This window comes from Streptomyces sp. NPDC034049, assembly GCF_055575575.1.
Window position 1 is genome coordinate 218567 of sequence record NZ_JBVISJ010000011.1, and the last position, 16561, is coordinate 235127.

Here is a 16561-nt window from a genome sequence, read left to right on the forward strand (position 1 = left end):
TCGGCATGCAGTCGAACCGACTGCTCAGGGGGTGTGGGGCTTGTAGGGGTCACACAAAGGCGGGGTTCTCCCTCAGGGGAGAGTCAGGTCACAGGTGTGAGTGGCGCAGGCCGTGCCGGGCGTGACGCGGAGCCGTAGGCGTCCCGGTGCCGACTCCAGCACCTCGACGGTGTCGTCCGCCCGGCCCACCCCACGGAACGGGCCGTTCCAGGTGATCTCCATCGGCTCGCCCGTGCGCGGCGGTTCGCTCACGCAGAGGGTAGCGGTCCTCCCCCTGCGGCGGACCAGCACGCTCGTCCCGGCGGATGCCGTCAGCGGGCCCACCGTACCGGGCTGCCAGAAGTTCGCGGCGAACAGCCCCAGCGAGGGGACGTGGACGGCCTGGCACCTGCTGTCGTTGGCGTAGATCGACAACCAGCGCCGGTCGGCGGCACGGGCCTCGACGGCGTGGCGGGAGGCTCCGGGCATGAGCAGATAGGCGTAGCCGGCGTTCACCGGATCGGTGCCGTGGTCCAGCCAGAGGGTCTGCCAGCGCCGGGTGCGGCGTTCGGTCGTACTGCCGGTGTTGATGTCGGACCAGGCGCCGGTGCGGTCCTCGCGCAGGGTGCGCAGGGCGCCGTCCGTCCGCGCCTCGGGGAAGACCCAGCCCCCGTGCCCCGCGAGGTGCGCCCAGCGGCGGCCCCGCAGCAGGGCCCGGGGTGCCGAGGCAGTGGCCGCCTCCCCCAGGTTCCGGTTGTCGACCACCGTCTCCACCGGCACCCCGTCCGCGCAGGTGATCCCCGCCCCGAGGCAGACGACGGCGTCCGCGACGCAGAACCACGACTTGTGGGCCTCCAGCGTGGAGCCGAGCCCCTTGAGGTGCTGGCCGATCGCCGCGTACTCGCCGTCCGTGGTGCCGCCGACCCACCGCACGGCGGGCTTCGGCGCGCCCCACTCGCCGCCCTCCCGGTCGGCGAGCCGCTTGGTGGAGACGGTGGTGCCGGGGAGGCGGTACCAGTCGACGGTGGGCCAGAACCAGTTCGTGTACTGGTCGCCGTGTCCGTCGGCCCACCACAGGGTCGTCCCCGAACCGGTGTGCCAGCCGCGCGGGTTCTCGCCGTTGCCGCACTCGTAGTGGGCGATGCGGTCGGAGGCCATGGCGATGTTCACCGTGAAGGCGGGCCGGCGGTGGACGGCTCTGTCCATGGCCGGGAAGAGTCGGTGGCCGACGGGTTCGGGCGCGGCGGCGACCGGGGAGGCGGCGACGGCGTGCAGCCGGGCCAGGTCCGCGACACCGAACTGGCGCGCCGTGAGGATCGGTGTCACCGTGTCGCGTTCGATCCATCCCTTGATCCGTCCGTGCCACCGCCGGCGCTCGGCGGCGTCGGCGCCGAGCGCGAGCAGCGCGATCGCGGCGATGACGCCGTGTCCGTGGAAGTGGTCGCCGCGCATGATGTGCCGGTCGTCGCCCTTGAGGTAACCCCGGCTGATGGCACGGCCGTTGACGCTGTCCATCACCAACCCGTCGTGGATGAGCGGGGCGTAGGCCCGCTCCACGCCGTCGAGCACGATCTGGCGGTTCGGATCGGTGACCGCCCAGCTCGACCCGGCAAGCAGGGCGAAGAGCCGGCCCAGTCCGTCGAGCATGACCTGCCCGTACGTTCCCGAGTAGGCGACCCAGGTGTGCTGGACGAACGAGCCGTCGGCGTACAGGCCGTCGCCCCGGGTGACGTACGGGAAGACGGGCGAGAGGGCGTCACGGGCGAGGGCGATCTTCTCGGGGGCGCGGCCGAGGATGCCGCGCAGGGCCACGGAGCGGCAGAGGTCGACGCGGTTGGCGCCGGTGGAGGTGCCGGTGTAGTCGCGGAGCATCGCGTCCGGGATGAAGTGGTCGATCGCCGCGCAGGCGGCGGCCCTGCGGGCAGGGGCCAGCTCGTCGTACAGGGCGGCGACGATGTCCAGCAGGAGGCGGGGGCTGCCGATCTGCCACTCCCACCAGTTGCCGTAGCGGGTGGTGCCGGGGTGGTAGACGGTCGTGGTGAGGTGGTCCAGGCCGCGCAGGACGTCGGCGAGGAGGGCGGCGTCGCCGGTGCGGCCGGTGCCGGGCTGGGCGTACGCCTGGGCCATCGTCCACAGACGGCTGTAGCTCTGGGTGATTCCGGCGGGCGGGTCGAAGGGATGGCCCGGCCAGAGGGAGTTCACGGTGGGCGCCATGGCAGCGCGGAAGGCGTGGGCCAGGTCGCCGGTCTCACGCAGCCGGGTGGCGTAGGGCTCGGCGGCGGGGTCGTAGCCCTCGCCGAGCGCGATGGCGAGCCAGCGGTGGCGGAGGGCGTCGAACTCGTCGTCGGCGTGCGCGGCGGCGCGCACACCGGGGCGTGAGGAGGGGCGCGCGAAGGGGCTGGGGGCGTTCGCCGCCACCAGGGTCGCGGCGGCGAGCAGGAGGGCGCGGCGCGTGGGGGTCATGCCCATGCCGTCTATCACTCGGGCCGCACAGGATCAACAACGCGTGACACTTCGATCACCGAAGCGACACGGTTGAACATTGAACGGAATAGGTCTACGGTGGGCCGTGTTCAGTTCGTTGAACATTGAACGACATCACTCAAGGAGCACGTCATGGGCATCTTCGGCCGCACCAACTCGACCACCGAGACCGCCACCACCCCGGCGACCGTCTCCGCGGTGAACCCCGACCTCGCCGCGCTGACCGGTGACTACTCGATCGACGCGTCCCACACCACGATCGGCTTCACGGCCCGCCACGCCATGGTCACCAACGTCAAGGGCTCCTTCCTCGACTTCTCCGGCAGCCTGCACCTGGACGGCACGGACCCGTCCCGGTCCACCGCCTCCATCGACGTCAGGATGGAGAGCATCGACACCGGCAACGCCGACCGTGACGGTCATCTGAAGAGCGCGGACTTCTTCAAGACGGAGGAGTTCCCGACGATGACCTTCCGCTCCACCAAGGCGGAGGCCCTCGGCGGCGACGACTACCGCATCACCGGCGACCTCTCCATCCTCGGCACGACCAGGCCCCTCACCATCGACCTGGAGTTCAACGGCGCCGCCAAGGACCCCTTCGGCAACGAGCGCGTCGGCTTCGAGGGCAAGGCCGAGCTCCTGCGCTCCGAGTGGGGCCTGACGTGGAACGCGGCGCTGGAGACCGGCGGCGTCCTGGTGTCGGACAAGATCAAGCTCACCTTCGACATCTCGGCGATCCGCAACGCGTGACCCCTTCGCCGGCGACGCCGCGCGTCTTCGACGCACCGCTGAGCACCCCCGCCCTTCGACTGCCCGGTGGGCAGGAGGGCGGGGGTGCGGCGTGTCCGAGGCCCACCTCCGTCTCCTCCGATGTCGCCGTCGCCATCGCTGTCACCGTCGCCATCGCCGTCGCCGTCGCCGTCGCCTCCAGCCTCTCCACCGTCGCGGCCGACCGAGCCACGCGCTGATCCGGGGTGCGCGCCCGCAGCACGCCGAGCATGGCGAGGTACCGCTCCGTCCTGCCGAGCCCGTCGAAGGCGGCCTTCGCGCGGGGGTTCCGCGCCAGCGCGGCCGCGAGGGCGTCGGGGACCACGGCGTTCTTCTGCGACTCGTACGCCGCCGCCCACCGGCCGTCCGCCCGAGCTGCGGCCACCTCCGCGAGACCACCGGACCGCATCCGCCCGGCGGCGGTCAGCGCCGCCACCCGCCGCACGTTCACCATCGACCAGTCGGCGCCCGGCCGACGCGGGGTGATCCGCTGGAGGAAGTACGAGGCGTCGAGACGCCGACGGCTCCCGGTGATCCACCCGTGGCAGAGGGCGACGTCATTGACCTCCCCGGCGTCGACGGAGCGGATCCCGGTCCCCTTCTTGGCGACCTTGACCCAGAGGCCACCGGAGGACGGGGCGGGGTGGGCGCCCAGCCAGGCGTCGAGGTGGCCGGCGTCGGGGAAGGCATGGAATTCCGGGACTTCGGAAGTGGTCATACCCGCACGGTAGACAGCCTCTAGGACGGTTTCGGTCCTAGACGGCCCTGGCGGGCTGGATGGTCCTCGCGGTCCTGGAGGGCTCTCGGTGCTAGACGACCGCGTCCTCCATCACCTGGTCGAGCACCCGGCGCTGTCGTCCCTCCGGGTCCGGGCTGGACAGGCCCGCCGTGCTGACCAGGGCCTTCCACAGTGCCCAGCCCCGGGCCCGCCGCCAGGCGTCGTCGGGCAGGCCGACGGCCTCGCGGAAGACCTTTCGTTCCTCGGCGGTGAAGTGGTTCCAGGCGATCACGAGGTCGCAGGCGGGGTCGCCGACGCCGGAGGAGCCGAAGTCGATGACGGCGGAGAGGACCCCGTCCGTGGTGAGGAGGTTGCCGACCGAGACGTCACCGTGGAACCACGTCGGCGCGGAGGGCCAGGCGGATGTCAGGGCCTGTGCCCACACGGCCCGGCAGGCGGCCACGTCGACGGAGTCCGCCAGCCGCTCCAGGGCCGCCTCGACCTCGTCGCCGTAGACGCTGGGATGACAGCCACGGAAGTACGAGTGCCGTCCGGCGGCCGGGCCGCGCCCGACCGGCGCCTCGCGCAGCCGGGTGAGGAAGTCTCCGAGGTCGCGGGCGAGCCGCGTCCGGTCGACGCCCGTCGCGGCCTCGACCGTCTCCCCCGGCAGCCATCGCCGCACCGACCACGCGAACGGGTACCCCGCCCCGGGCGCCCCGACGGCGACCGGCTCAGGCACGGGCAGCGGCACATGCCGGGCCAGCTCGGGCAGACAGCGGTCCTCCTTGGCGACGGCGGCCACGTACCCCTCCGCGCTGGGCAGCCGAACCGTCAGTTCGTCCCCGAGTCGGAAGGTCCGGTTGTCCCATCCCTGCCGGTCGACGGCTCTGACGGGAAGATCGCCCCACTGCGGGAACTGGCTGGAGATCAGGGCACGTACGAGTTCCGGTGAGATGTCGACCACCGGGTCAGTGTGCGCACTCCTCCGGCGCGGCCGCACTCCCTTTTCCGCCGGGACGGTTCCTCGGGCGGAAGGGGAGCTGGCTGGTTCGCGCCTCTTGTGCGGGGGGTTTCGGCGTTCTCATAATCCTGCAACAGAAATTGACCTGGGCATGCCACCCAAGGTGATTTCCTGGCGCCATATTGGCATGTCTGCGTCATGTCTGCGGTTCGGCAGTACGCGTCATCGAACGACTCATCGCATGTCAACCCCCCACGGAAGGCATCACGTTGAAGCGACTCATCACCGCTCTGAAGAGATGTGCGGCTGTCGGCGCCGCCGCGCTCGCGATCGCCAGCCTGCAGCCCCTGTCGACGGCGACGGCCGCGCCGGCGCCGGTGGTCGGCGGCACGCGGGCCGCGCAGGGCGAGTTCCCGTTCATGGTCCGGTTGTCGATGGGCTGCGGCGGCGCGCTGTACACGCAGCAGATCGTGCTCACGGCCGCGCACTGTGTCGGCGCGACCGGCAACAACACCGGCATCACGGCCACGGCCGGCGTCGTGGACCTGCAGAGCACCAGCGGCCGGGTCCAGGTCCGCTCGACCAAGGTGTACCGGGCCCCCGGCTACAACGGCGACGGCAAGGACTGGGCGCTGATCAAGCTCGCCTCGCCCATCAACCTCCCGACGCTGAAGATCGCCACGACCACCGCGTACAACTCCGGCACCTTCACGGTCGCCGGCTGGGGGGCGGCGACCCAGGGCGGCGCCCAGCAGCGGTACATGCTCAAGGCGACCGTGCCGTTCGTGAGCGACGCGACCTGCCGTTCCTACAGCGGCTACAGCGGGCTCATCGCCGGTGAGGAGATCTGCGCCGGTTACGCGGCGGGTGGCGTCGACACCTGTCAGGGCGACTCCGGCGGTCCGATGTTCCGCCGGGACGACGCCAACCAGTGGGTCCAGGTCGGCATCGTCAGCTGGGGCATAGGCTGCGCCCAGCCCAACGCCCCCGGTGTCTACACCGAGGTGTCCACCTTCGCGTCCCAGATCGCGTCGGCCGCGGCCACCCTCTGAGCGAGCCACCGCACCGCTTCCGTACGACGACCACGGGCCCGGCGGCTCCCAGCACCGGGCCCGTGCTCGTGTGCCTGCTCACCGACCGTTGGTCGCGGCTTGCGGCCGGCCCGCGTCGGGGTTGGGGCACAAGCCGGCCCGGGGTCTCAGAAACCTCCGCCGAAGTCGCCGCCTCCCCCGAAGTCGCCACCGCCGCCGAAGTCCCCACCGCCGAACCCGCCGCTGAAGTCGTCCGTGTCGAAGCCGCCGCCCGAGACGTCTCCGCCGCCGTAGCCGGAGGCCGCGCCGAAGTCGCCGTAGCCGGAGCCGTACATGGCGGCGTACGAGGGGGTGGCCATCATGCTGCCGAGCATGGTGCCGACGAGGAGGCCGGGGAGGAGGCCGCCGCCGAAGTAGCCGCCCGCCCAGGGGCCGTAGGCCGGGCCGGCGTCCCAGTAGGGGCGGCGGCCGCCGGACACCGTCTCCACCTCGCGGACCATGGGGTCCTGGCCGTCGGCGAGGCGGGCCCGGTCGGCGGCGCAGACCGGCACCTCGCGTGCGGTGCCGACGCCTGGGGCCCACAGGACGTCCGCGACCGACGGACCGTGGCGGGGGTCGAAGAAGCAGGGGGAGCGGCGCTCCGGCAGGGGGCGGCCCTCCCTGCGGGCGGCGAGCTGGGCCAGGGAGAAGCGGCCGTCCTCCAGGGTCTGGGTGACCGCGCGGACCTCCTCGGGGCGGGTGGTCGCCGCCATGAGGGACTTGGCCTTCTCGTAGGCGTCCAGGGCCCGTTCGTAGTCGGCGCGCATCGCGTCGTCGGCGCCCGCCTCGGCGGGGTGGAAGTCCAGGCGCTCCAGTTCCTCACCGAAGGCCGTGATGTCCTCGTCCACCACCACGGCGAGCTTGGCCAGCGCCTCGCGGCGTTCCTCCTCCTTGCGGCGACGGTTGCGGCGGACCAGCGCGTACGCGCCGGCGCCGCCCGCCGCCAGGACCACGCCCGTCGCGGCCAGGGTCCCTACGTCCACGCCCGCGTCGGCGCCGTCGCTCCAGCTCGACGGGGCCGAGCCGCCCGGGTTGCTGCGCAGGGCGTCGTCCACGAAGTCGTTGAGCTGGGCCTTCGGGTCGCCGGCCCCCTGGACGGCCGTCACCAGGTTGGCGACGGTCTCCTGACTCAGGACACTGCTGTCGGCCCGGGCGTCGAAGCGGTCGCCGAGGCGGACGCCGTAGAGGCCGGTCACGCCCGTCTCGGTGCGGAGGTTCTGGAAGAGGTCCTCGGTCGGGTAGCCGGCCGGGAGGACCGCCACGAAGATCGGCTCGTCCGCGTCCTCGATCTTGTCCGCGAGGGCCTCGGCGTCCGCCGCGGAGAGCAGGTCGGTGGCGGCCGGGTCGACGTAGACGGGGGCCTCGCGCAGGGCCGCGGCCACCGTGGACAGGTCGGTGGCCGCGTGGGCGCTCGGCGCACCGACCGACAGCACCGCCAGGGCCGCCGCGGCGAGCGACGCGATCAGCAGGCGGAGGAGGAGACGACGTCGACCCGGTACGCCTTTCATACCTTCGAAGCTACCTCGATCGTCACGAAAACGGACGATCCGATCAATGCGGGTGCGGGGAACCGGCACCGGCTCCGTTTCCGGCTCGGGGCGAATCCCTTATCCGCTTCGTGACGTGATGGGAGTCGTCCGCCGACTTGGGTGGGCGTCACAGTTGGCTGTACAACCGTTCGAGAGGGGCGAGTCACGCAGGGCGACGGGGAGACGGGGGCGGGCGGGATGTTGCGGAGAGTTCTCGGTGCGGCCGGTGCGCTGGCGGCGTCGGTGGTGCTGAGCGGTTGCGGTCCGGAGGTCCTGCCGTTGGCCGCCGTGGCGGTGGACGGCGACGGGACGCCGCGTGTACTGGTGCGGCCGTGCGGCGACGACACCTATGCGAAGCCGATGGTCGAGGGCTGGGCCGGCTCCTACGAGGAGAAGCCCGCCGCGGACGACGCGGACACCACGGTCTGGGAGACGGACGGCGCCTGGTCGGGGGACGTGGAGTTCCCGCTCTTCTCGCCGCCGGCCGCGTGGAAGGCGGAGGCGAGGGGGGAGCAGCGGTTGCTGCCGGGGCACACGTACGCGTTCGTCTTCTACGGGCACACCGACGACCGGGCCGACGGCGAGGTCAGCTTCACCGCGGCGGATCTGGGGCGGCTGGAGCGGGGTGAGGTGTGGGCCGACGATCGGGTCATGGGTGCGGACGAGTTCGAGGAGCTGGCCGAGGGGGCGTGCTGACGGCTCCGCCGTAGGGGCGGGATGCCGGGTGTGGTCGCTGGGTGCGTCGTCGGGTGCGGGTCCGGTGGGGCTTCTCGCGCAGTTCCCCGCGCCCCTAAAAGACCACGGCCCTGCGGGCCTGAAAGACCACGGCCCTGCGGGCCTGAAAAGCACGGGCGCAGCCCCGGCTTTTCAGGGGCGCGGGGAACTGCGCGAGCAACCCCCGCTCACCCGCACCCGGCGACGCACCTTGGCCACCCCGGGCCTACTCCGCCGGCTCGACGCCCGCGCGCAGCAAGCCGTACGTGTACGCGTCCTCCAGCGCCTGCCACGACGCGGCGATCACGTTCTCGGCCACGCCCACCGTGGACCACTCGCCCGTGCCGTCGGTCGTGGAGATCAGCACCCGGGTCGTGGAGTTGGTGCCGTGCTTGCCCTCCAGGATGCGGACCTTGTAGTCGACCAGCTCCAGCTTCGCGAGCTGGGGGTAGATCTTCTCCAGGGCGACGCGCAGGGCGCGGTCGAGCGCGTTGACGGGGCCGTTGCCCTCGGCCGTGGCGACGATGCGCTCGCTCTTGGCCCACAGCTTCACCGTGGCCTCGTTGGCGTGGCTGCCGTCGGGGCGGTCCTCGACGATGGCCCGCCAGGACTCCGTGCGGAAGTACCGCTGCGGCTTGCCCGCGACCTCGTCGCGCAGCAGGATCTCGAAGCTGGCGTCGGCGGCCTCGTAGGTGTAGCCGCGCAGTTCGCGCTCCTTGACGCGCTCGACGACCCGGCCGACCAGTTCGCGGTCGTCGCCGAGGTCGACGCCCAGTTCCTTGCCCTTGAGCTCGATGGAGGCGCGGCCGGCCATGTCGGAGACCAGCATCCGCATGGTGTTGCCGACCTGCTCGGGGTCGATGTGCTGGTACAGGTCCGGGTCGACCTTGATCGCGGAGGCGTGCAGGCCGGCCTTGTGCGCGAAGGCGGAGACACCGACGTACGGCTGGTGCGTGGAGGGCGTGAGGTTGACGACCTCGGCGATGGCGTGGGAGATCCGGGTCATCTCGCGCAGGGCGCCCTCGGGGAGGACCTTCTTGCCGTACTTCAGCTCCAGGGCGGCGACGACCGGGAAGAGGTTGGAGTTGCCGACGCGCTCGCCGTAGCCGTTGGCTGTGCACTGGACGTGGGTGGCGCCGGCGTCGACGGCGGCCAGGGTGTTGGCGACCGCGCAGCCGGTGTCGTCCTGGGCGTGGATGCCGAGACGGGCGCCGGTGTCGGCGAGGACGGTCGCCACGACGGCCTGGACCTGGGCGGGGAGCATGCCGCCGTTGGTGTCGCAGAGGATCACCACGTCGGCGCCGGCCTCGGCGGCGGCGCGGACGACGGCCTTGGCGTACGTGGGGTTGGCCCGGTAGCCGTCGAAGAAGTGTTCGCAGTCGACGAAGACCCGGCGGCCCTGCTCGCGCAGGTGGGAGACGGTGTCGCGGATCATCTCCAGGTTCTCGTCGAGGGTGGTGCGCAGGGCGAGTTCCACATGACGGTCGTGGGACTTCGCGACCAGGGTGATCACCGGGGCGCCGGAGTCCAGCAGCGCCCTGACCTGCGGGTCCTCGCTCGCCTTGCCGCCCGCGCGGCGGGTGGCGCCGAACGCGACCAGCTGGGCGTGCTTGAAGGCGATCTCCTGCTGCGCGCGGGCGAAGAACTCGGTGTCGCGCGGGTTCGCGCCGGGCCAGCCGCCCTCGATGAAGCCGACGCCGAAGTCGTCCAGGTGCCGTGCGATGGCCAGCTTGTCCGCGACGGTGAGGTTGATGCCCTCGCGCTGGGCGCCGTCGCGCAGGGTGGTGTCGAAGACGTGGAACGAGTCGTCGAGTTCGCTGGTTTCCGTCATGGTGTCAAGGCTCCTGCTGTTGGATCCCGCTGGATCTCGGTCTGTACCGGAATGACCGGCTCCACCGCCCCCAATGGTCCCTCGCGCTGCGCTCCCGGCTGAAGGTGGGCCAGAAAAGCGAAAAACCCCTCGCGGGTGCGAGAGGTCTGCGCGCGGGTCGAGGACGACGGTGTCCGCCCGTACCTGGTCGTACGTGGCGGTCACTGCGGACCGGCGCGCCTGCTGCCAATAATCGTGGCGAACGAGAGCACGGGGGCAGTCTGGCACAGACCGTCCCCGTGCTCACCGTCCGTCTCAGGATGCGAACAGTGCGCTGATCACCTCAGGGTCACCGCGTGTGGCGCACGAAGACGTCCGGGGCGTCGTTGGTGTCGCCGCCCGGGATCAGGGCGGGGTCCCCGGACACGAAGGCGACCCGGCCGGCGCCGTCGGCGATCGCGCCCGGTTCGACGGACGCGGTGGCCGCGCCGCCGGTGGGGTCCGGGGTGAGCAGGACGGTGGTCCCCCGCTTCAGATCCCGCAGGTGGACCGGGTGCCACGAGCCGCCGCCCGGCTCCTCCACCCACGACGTGAAGGTGACGAAGCGCCCGTCGGCGCTGACCGCGGGGTTACGGGTGTGGGCGTTGTGCGGTCCGCCGTGGGCGGCGTGCAGCCGCCGGTTCTTGCCGGTGGCGACGGTGTGCACGAACACGTTCCAGCTGCCGTCGCGGTCGTTCGGTACGAGACGGGTGTCCCGGGACTCGAAGACGACCGTGCGTCCGTCGCCGCTGATCGACGGTTCCAGGGACTCCCGCTCGGTCGGGGAGCCGTCGTGCGAGCGGTCGATCTGGGTGCGCTCGCCCGTGGCGCGGTCGAGCATCCAGATGTCGCCCCAGTCGCCGCCGCGCGGCCCGTTCGCGTAGACGTACTGGTAGGCGACCCGTTCGCCGTCGTCGCTGACGGTCGGAGCGAAGGCGTCGCGGGGCTCCCAGGTCGGCCTCGGGTGGCTGATCCGCTCGGTGGTTCCCCTGGCCCGGTCGCGCAGGAAGACGACGTGGCCCTCGTCGGCCGAGGCGACGAAGACGGCGTAGCGGGCGTCGGCGCTGAGGGAGAGTTCCCCGGAAGGTGTGAACCCGTCCGGGAGGCCGGTGTCGAGGCGTTCGGTGCGGCCGGTGCGGCGGTCGTGCAGTCGGAAGGTGCTGCCGACGGCGACGTACCGTCCGTCGGCGCTGATCGCCGGGGCGGCGCCGGCCGCGACGCGCTCCAGCCTCCCCGTGCGCAGGTCGCGGACGAAGACGCCGCCCGGCTTGCCCGGGACGAGGTTCGTGGCGGTGGAGGAGAACGCCACGTGGTGGCTGTCGCGGCTGATCACCACGTGCTCCGAGGCGCTGTCGCCCGCCCTCCCTCCGGGCGTGACGCTGATCGGTTCGGTGCGCGGAGCGCCGGGCGCGGCGGTCGAGGCCGGCCCGGTCAGGGCGACGGCCGCCGCGACGAGCGCGGCGACGAGCGCGGTGCGTGTGCGGGCGTACAAGGTCTGTTCCCCCTGTGCACTGGTCCGTGGGACCGGCGGTCAGCGGCCCCGCCGGGTGAACACGGCCACGGCTACGTTGGTGGCGTGGGCGACCCCGTCGTCACCCATGGGGGTGACGACCACGGCGTGGCCGTGACGGGGCGCCGCGAGGACGCGGGGGCCGACCGGGGGTCCCGGGTCGCGCTCACCCCAGTGACTCGTCGAGGAACTCCCGTACGTGGGACAGGATCTGCTCGCGGTGCCGGGCGCCCTCGATGGCGGCACTCCAGAAGTCGCTGTCCGGGGGACGCGGCAGGGCCGCCGCGGAGGAGTGTCCGCGGCGGCCCTGGAGGAGTTCCGGCGCCCTGGAGAAGATCTACGGGCGGTGTCAGCCCAGCTCGTGCATCCAGCCGTGCTTGTCCTCGACCGTGCCGCGCTGGATGTTCAGCAGCGCCTCGCGGAGCTTGAGGGTGACGGGGCCGGGCTCGCCGCCGGACTGCTGCCAGGAGGCGCCGGTGCGCTTGACCGTGCCGACGGGGGTGATGACGGCGGCCGTACCGCAGGCGAAGACCTCGGTGAGGGCGCCGCTCTCGGAGTCGGCCTGCCACTGGTCGATGGAGATCCGGCCCTCCTCGGCGGCGTAGCCGAGGTCGGCGGCGACCGTCAGCAGGGAGTCACGGGTGACGCCCTCCAGGATCGAGCCGGTGAGGGAGGGGGTGACGATGCGGTCGCCGTAAACGAAGTACAGGTTCATGCCGCCGAGCTCCTCGACCCACTTGCGCTCGACCGCGTCGAGGTAGCACACCTGGGCGCAGCCCTCGGCCGCCGCCTCGGCCTGGGCGAGGAGGGAGGCGGCGTAGTTGCCGCCGGTCTTGGCATCGCCCATGCCGCCGGGCACCGCGCGGACGTGGTCCTCGGAGACCCAGATGGAGACGGGCCGCACGCCGCCGGGGAAGTAGGCGCCGGCCGGGGAGGCGATCACCAGGAAGAGGTACTCGTTCGCCGGCTTGACGCCCAGGCCGACCTCGGTGGCGATCATGAAGGGCCGCAGATAGAGGGACTCCTCGCCACCGTGGGCCGGGACCCAGGCCTGGTCCTGCCGCACCAGCACGTCACAGGCCTCGATGAAGGTCTCGACGGGCAGCTCCGGCATGCCGAGCCGGCGGGCGGAGGCCTGGAAGCGCCTGGCGTTCTTCTCCGGGCGGAAGGTGGCGACGGAGCCGTCCGGCTGCCGGTAGGCCTTCAGGCCCTCGAAGATCTCCTGCGCGTAGTGCAGGACCATGGTGGCCGGGTCCAGGGAGAGCGGCGCGTACGGAACGAGCTGGCCGTCGTGCCAGCCACGGCCCTCGGTCCACTTGATGACGACCATGTGGTCGGTGAAGTGGCGGCCGAACCCGGGGTCGGCCAGGACCGCCTCGCGCTGTGCGTCGGAAAGTGGCGAGGCCGAGGGCTTGAGCTCGATCGTGGGCGTCGTCATGAGTGGTTGTCCTTCACCGGTTGTGTGTGACGGGCCGCGCTCACGTCCGTACTGCCGGTGGCGAGTGCTAGGACGTCCGAGCATTGCCTCATTCGGCGGCTCCGCGTTCGATTATCGCAAGCGGAGTCGGCGGACGAAAACGGCGTGAATGCGACCCAGGGATGATGGTGACACCCGGCGGGACCATGGGGAAGCCATACGGAAGCCGCCGGGTGCTGGTGCGACCCGGCGGCTTCGAAAGATTCGAGTGGCGCGGCGGGTCAGCCGGCTACTCGTACGGCGAGGGCGTCGCCGATCTCGGCCGTCGAACGGGCCGGCTTTCCGACGCGCTCCGCGAGGTCGGCGGAGACGGCCTCCTCGATGCGGGCGGCCTCGGCCTCGTAGCCGAGGTGGCGCAGGAGCAGGGCGACGGAGAGGACCGTGGCGGAGGGGTCGGCCTTGCCCTGGCCGGCGATGTCCGGGGCCGAGCCGTGGACGGGCTCGAACATGGACGGGAACTCGCCGGAGGGGTTGATGTTGCCGGAGGCCGCGACGCCGATGCCGCCGGAGACGGCCGCGGCGAGGTCGGTGATGATGTCGCCGAAGAGGTTGTCGGTGACGATCACGTCGAACCGGGCCGGGTCGGTGACCAGGTAGATCGTGGCCGCGTCGACGTGGATGTAGTCGGTGGTGACCTCGGGGAACTCCTCGGCCACCTTGTTGAAGATGTTGGTCCACAGGTGACCGGCGAAGGTCAGCACGTTGTTCTTGTGGACCAGGGTGAGCTTCTTGCGCGGGCGGGCCTGCGCGCGGGCGAACGCGTCCCGCACGACTCGCTCGACACCGAAGGCCGTGTTGACGGAGACCTCGGTGGCGACCTCGTGCTCGGTGCCCTTGCGGATGGTGCCGCCGTTGCCGGTGTACGGGCCCTCGGTGCCCTCGCGGACCACGACGAAGTCGATCTCGGGCTCGCCGGCGAGCGGGGTGGCGACACCGGGGAGCAGCTTCGACGGGCGCAGGTTCACGTGGTGGTCGAAGGCGAAGCGGAGCTTGAGCAGGAAACCGCGCTCCAGGACGCCGGAGGGGACGCTCGGGTCGCCGATCGCGCCGAGCAGGATCGCGTCGTGCCGCTTCAGCGCGTCGAGGTCGGCGTCGGTGAGGGTCTCACCGGTGGCGTGGTAACGCTTGGCGCCGAAGTCGTACTCCTGGGTCTCCAGCTTCACATCCTGCGGAAGGACGGCGGAGAGGACCTTGAGCCCCTGGGCCACGACTTCCTGACCGATGCCGTCACCGGGGATCACTGCGAGATTGAGGCTGCGAGACATGACGGCACCGTACTCCTTGTCCCACGGGATGACACGAGCTGTCCGCGATACGGACGCCCGGTCGGGTGACGCTGCCCACACGTCACCACGCGTTCACCCGTACGGGGGGCGGGTGTTGGGATTCGCTGGGAAGTTCGACAGCATGACCCACCCTTCCAGGGGGACACCCCCCGGACCCCCCGTCCTCGACTTCGGCATCCCGCCGCGGCTCGCGCGCCGGATGAGCATGGCCGAGCAGCACGAGTACCTGCGCACGAAGCTGTCGCGGCGCCGCACCCTGGTGACGGCGGGCTCCCTCGCGGCGGGCGGGGTGCTGACCGGCTGCGGCGGCTCCGACTCGTCGGCCTCGCCGAACGCGACGACCTCGGCCCCCTCCCCCGCCACCTCCAAGGCGCCCGGCTCCGCCGTCACCCCCTTCGGCCGTCATCTGGCGTTCGGCGCCGACCCGAAGACACAGATGCGGGTCTCCTGGCAGGTGCCGCTCGCGGTGCGCAAGCCGTATCTGCGGGTGGGCCTGAGGCCCGAAGAACTGACCCGGAAGGTCGAGGCGGAGGTCCGCGACCTGCACACACCGGGGGTGAAGGGCGTGCGGCTGGAGTTGGAGCAGTACTACCTGCACGCGGCCCTGGACGGCCTGCGTCCCGGCACGACGTACTACTACGGCGTCGGCCACGAGGGCTTCGACCCGGCCGCCCCGGCCCACCGCGCCACGATCGGCACCTTCCGTACGGCGCCCGCCGCGCCGGAGACGTTCGTGTTCACCGCGTTCGGCGACCAGGGCGTGGGAAAGGCCGCGGCGGCGAACGACAACCTGATCGTCCGCCAGAAGCCCGCGTTCCACCTCCACGCCGGCGACATCTGCTACGCCGACGGCAACGGCAAGGGGGTGGAGTCGGACGGCTACGACCCCGGGTTCTGGGACCTGTTCCTGAAGCAGAACGAGCCGGTGGCCAGGTCCGTGCCGTGGATGGTGACGACCGGCAACCACGACATGGAGGCCTGGTACTCGCCGGACGGTTACGGCGGTCAGCTCGCCCGCTGGTCGCTCCCGGACAACGGCTTCGACCCCCGCTCGGCGCCGGGGGTGTACGCCTTCACCTACGGCAACGTCGGCTTCGTGGCGCTGGACGCGAACGACGTCTCGTACGAGATCCCGGCCAACCTCGGCTACTCGGGCGGCCGGCAGACCAAGTGGCTGGACGCGAAGCTGAAGGAACTGCGGGCCGCGAAGGGCGTGGACTTCGTCGTCGTCTTCTTCCACCACTGCGCCTACTCGACGTCCTCGCACGCCTCCGACGGCGGTGTCCGCGACGCGTGGCTGCCGCTGTTCGCCAAGCACCAGGTGGATCTGGTGATCAACGGCCACAACCACGTCTACGAGCGGACCGACGCCGTCAAGGACGGCGAGGTCGGCAGGCCGGTGCCCGTGGGCGCGTCCACCGACCCGACCCGGGACGGAACGGTGTACGTCACGGCGGGCGGCGGCGGCCGGGATCTGTACGGTTTCCCGTCCGGCGTGAAGGAGAGCTACGAGGGACATGTGACCCGTCACGACGCCGTCGAGACGTTCACGTGGACGAAGTCCCGCAGGGCGAAGGCGGAGACGGTGGAGTGGTCGCGGGTGCGCTACCGGGGGTTCTCGCTGCTCTCGGTGGAGGCGGTCGGCGGCGCGCGGCCGGCCCTGAAGGTGTCGGCGCTGGCGCAGAACGGCGACCGCGTCGACCACTTCGAGGTGCGGCGCGGCGCGTGAGACGTCCGCTCACGGCCGCACCGCACCCCGAACGGGTGCGGCTCCCGGCTGGTGGGGGCACCGAAGTGCCCTGGCGGGCGGGCGGCTCAGTGCCCGGTGGAGCCGCCGTTGTCCCGGCGGTCGAGGGCGCGCTGCAGCGCGGCTGCGGCGTTCTTGCGGTCGGACTCGGTGGTCCGGGAAACGTGACGGACTCGGCGGCGGACGGTCGTCTCGGCCATGGGGAATCGACTCCTTCGAGGCAATCCGGAGTACGGAAACGGGAGGGTTACGAGACGCCGGAAGGGGCGGGGAGCGGGGCCGCAGGGGTTGCCTGCCTAGGGCTCCGGCTCACGACCGCCATTCGCTGGATCGAGCGAGACGTTCGGCTCCTACAAAGCTAGGTGAGCGGAGCGCATCTGTCTCCACAATTAGTCGGACTTCCTACTATCTGAGACGGTGGAATGGGTCACACCCCTCTGACCTGCGGTTTCCTCGATCTCCCCGAACG

12 protein-coding genes and 1 pseudogene are annotated in these 16561 nt (G+C 71.7%); 4 read left to right on the forward strand and 9 right to left on the reverse strand.

The features are described 5' to 3' along the window. Nucleotides 1-72: 72 nt before the first annotated feature. The gene (locus ACZ52C_RS29245) at nucleotides 73-2448 is read right to left on the reverse strand and encodes a polysaccharide lyase 8 family protein (protein WP_469077550.1); all 2376 of its coding nucleotides are present in this window, start codon (nucleotides 2446-2448) and stop codon (nucleotides 73-75) included. A 147-nt stretch (nucleotides 2449-2595) separates the two neighbouring features. Here ACZ52C_RS29245 and ACZ52C_RS29250 point away from each other — a divergent pair, with 147 nt between their 5' ends. Further along, nucleotides 2596-3213: a YceI family protein gene (locus tag ACZ52C_RS29250; RefSeq protein WP_469077551.1), complete on the forward strand. Its 618-nt coding sequence runs from the start codon at nucleotides 2596-2598 to the stop codon at nucleotides 3211-3213. A gap of 172 nt (nucleotides 3214-3385) precedes the next feature. On the opposite strand, the pseudogene ACZ52C_RS29255 reads toward ACZ52C_RS29250, so the two are convergent. Then, nucleotides 3386-3949, reverse strand: a pseudogene (locus tag ACZ52C_RS29255) (YdeI/OmpD-associated family protein); the annotation flags it as partial. A gap of 91 nt (nucleotides 3950-4040) precedes the next feature. Continuing rightward, nucleotides 4041-4913, reverse strand: a complete 873-nt coding sequence (locus tag ACZ52C_RS29260; RefSeq protein ID WP_469077552.1) for an aminoglycoside phosphotransferase family protein — start codon at nucleotides 4911-4913, stop codon at nucleotides 4041-4043. A gap of 266 nt (nucleotides 4914-5179) precedes the next feature. Between ACZ52C_RS29260 and ACZ52C_RS29265 the strand changes: the two genes are divergently transcribed. Then, nucleotides 5180-5962 (forward strand): serine protease, encoded by a 783-nt coding sequence (locus ACZ52C_RS29265; RefSeq protein ID WP_469077553.1) that lies wholly within the window; start codon nucleotides 5180-5182, stop codon nucleotides 5960-5962. Nucleotides 5963-6108: 146 nt separating this feature from the next. Here ACZ52C_RS29265 and ACZ52C_RS29270 read toward each other — a convergent pair whose 3' ends face one another. Next, the gene (locus ACZ52C_RS29270; RefSeq protein WP_469077554.1) at nucleotides 6109-7488 is read right to left on the reverse strand and encodes a hypothetical protein; all 1380 of its coding nucleotides are present in this window, start codon (nucleotides 7486-7488) and stop codon (nucleotides 6109-6111) included. 219 nt (nucleotides 7489-7707) lie between these two features. Between ACZ52C_RS29270 and ACZ52C_RS29275 the strand changes: the two genes are divergently transcribed. After that, the gene (locus ACZ52C_RS29275; protein WP_469077555.1) at nucleotides 7708-8205 is read left to right on the forward strand and encodes a hypothetical protein; all 498 of its coding nucleotides are present in this window, start codon (nucleotides 7708-7710) and stop codon (nucleotides 8203-8205) included. Between the two features lie 244 nt (nucleotides 8206-8449). Here the strand turns inward: ACZ52C_RS29275 and cimA are convergent, their stop codons facing one another. From cimA to ACZ52C_RS29295, 4 genes are all read right to left on the reverse strand, one after another. Continuing rightward, complete coding sequence (gene cimA / locus ACZ52C_RS29280) at nucleotides 8450-10054, reverse strand: citramalate synthase (RefSeq protein WP_469077556.1); 1605 nt, start codon at nucleotides 10052-10054, stop codon at nucleotides 8450-8452. A 328-nt stretch (nucleotides 10055-10382) separates the two neighbouring features. After that, on the reverse strand, nucleotides 10383-11564 hold the full coding sequence (locus ACZ52C_RS29285; RefSeq protein WP_469077557.1) for a hypothetical protein: 1182 nt from the start codon (nucleotides 11562-11564) through the stop codon (nucleotides 10383-10385). Between the two features lie 367 nt (nucleotides 11565-11931). Then, nucleotides 11932-13020, reverse strand: coding sequence for a branched-chain amino acid aminotransferase (locus tag ACZ52C_RS29290; protein WP_469077558.1), 1089 nt, complete (start codon nucleotides 13018-13020; stop codon nucleotides 11932-11934). A gap of 260 nt (nucleotides 13021-13280) precedes the next feature. Next, nucleotides 13281-14324, reverse strand: coding sequence for a 3-isopropylmalate dehydrogenase (locus tag ACZ52C_RS29295; RefSeq protein ID WP_045562442.1), 1044 nt, complete (start codon nucleotides 14322-14324; stop codon nucleotides 13281-13283). A 142-nt stretch (nucleotides 14325-14466) separates the two neighbouring features. On the opposite strand from ACZ52C_RS29295, the gene ACZ52C_RS29300 reads away from it, so the two are divergent. Further along, nucleotides 14467-16074, forward strand: coding sequence for a purple acid phosphatase family protein (locus tag ACZ52C_RS29300; protein WP_469077559.1), 1608 nt, complete (start codon nucleotides 14467-14469; stop codon nucleotides 16072-16074). An 86-nt stretch (nucleotides 16075-16160) separates the two neighbouring features. On the opposite strand, the gene ACZ52C_RS29305 is transcribed toward ACZ52C_RS29300, so the two are convergent. Beyond that, on the reverse strand, nucleotides 16161-16292 hold the full coding sequence (locus tag ACZ52C_RS29305; RefSeq protein ID WP_005479955.1) for a hypothetical protein: 132 nt from the start codon (nucleotides 16290-16292) through the stop codon (nucleotides 16161-16163). Nucleotides 16293-16561: the final 269 nt, after the last annotated feature.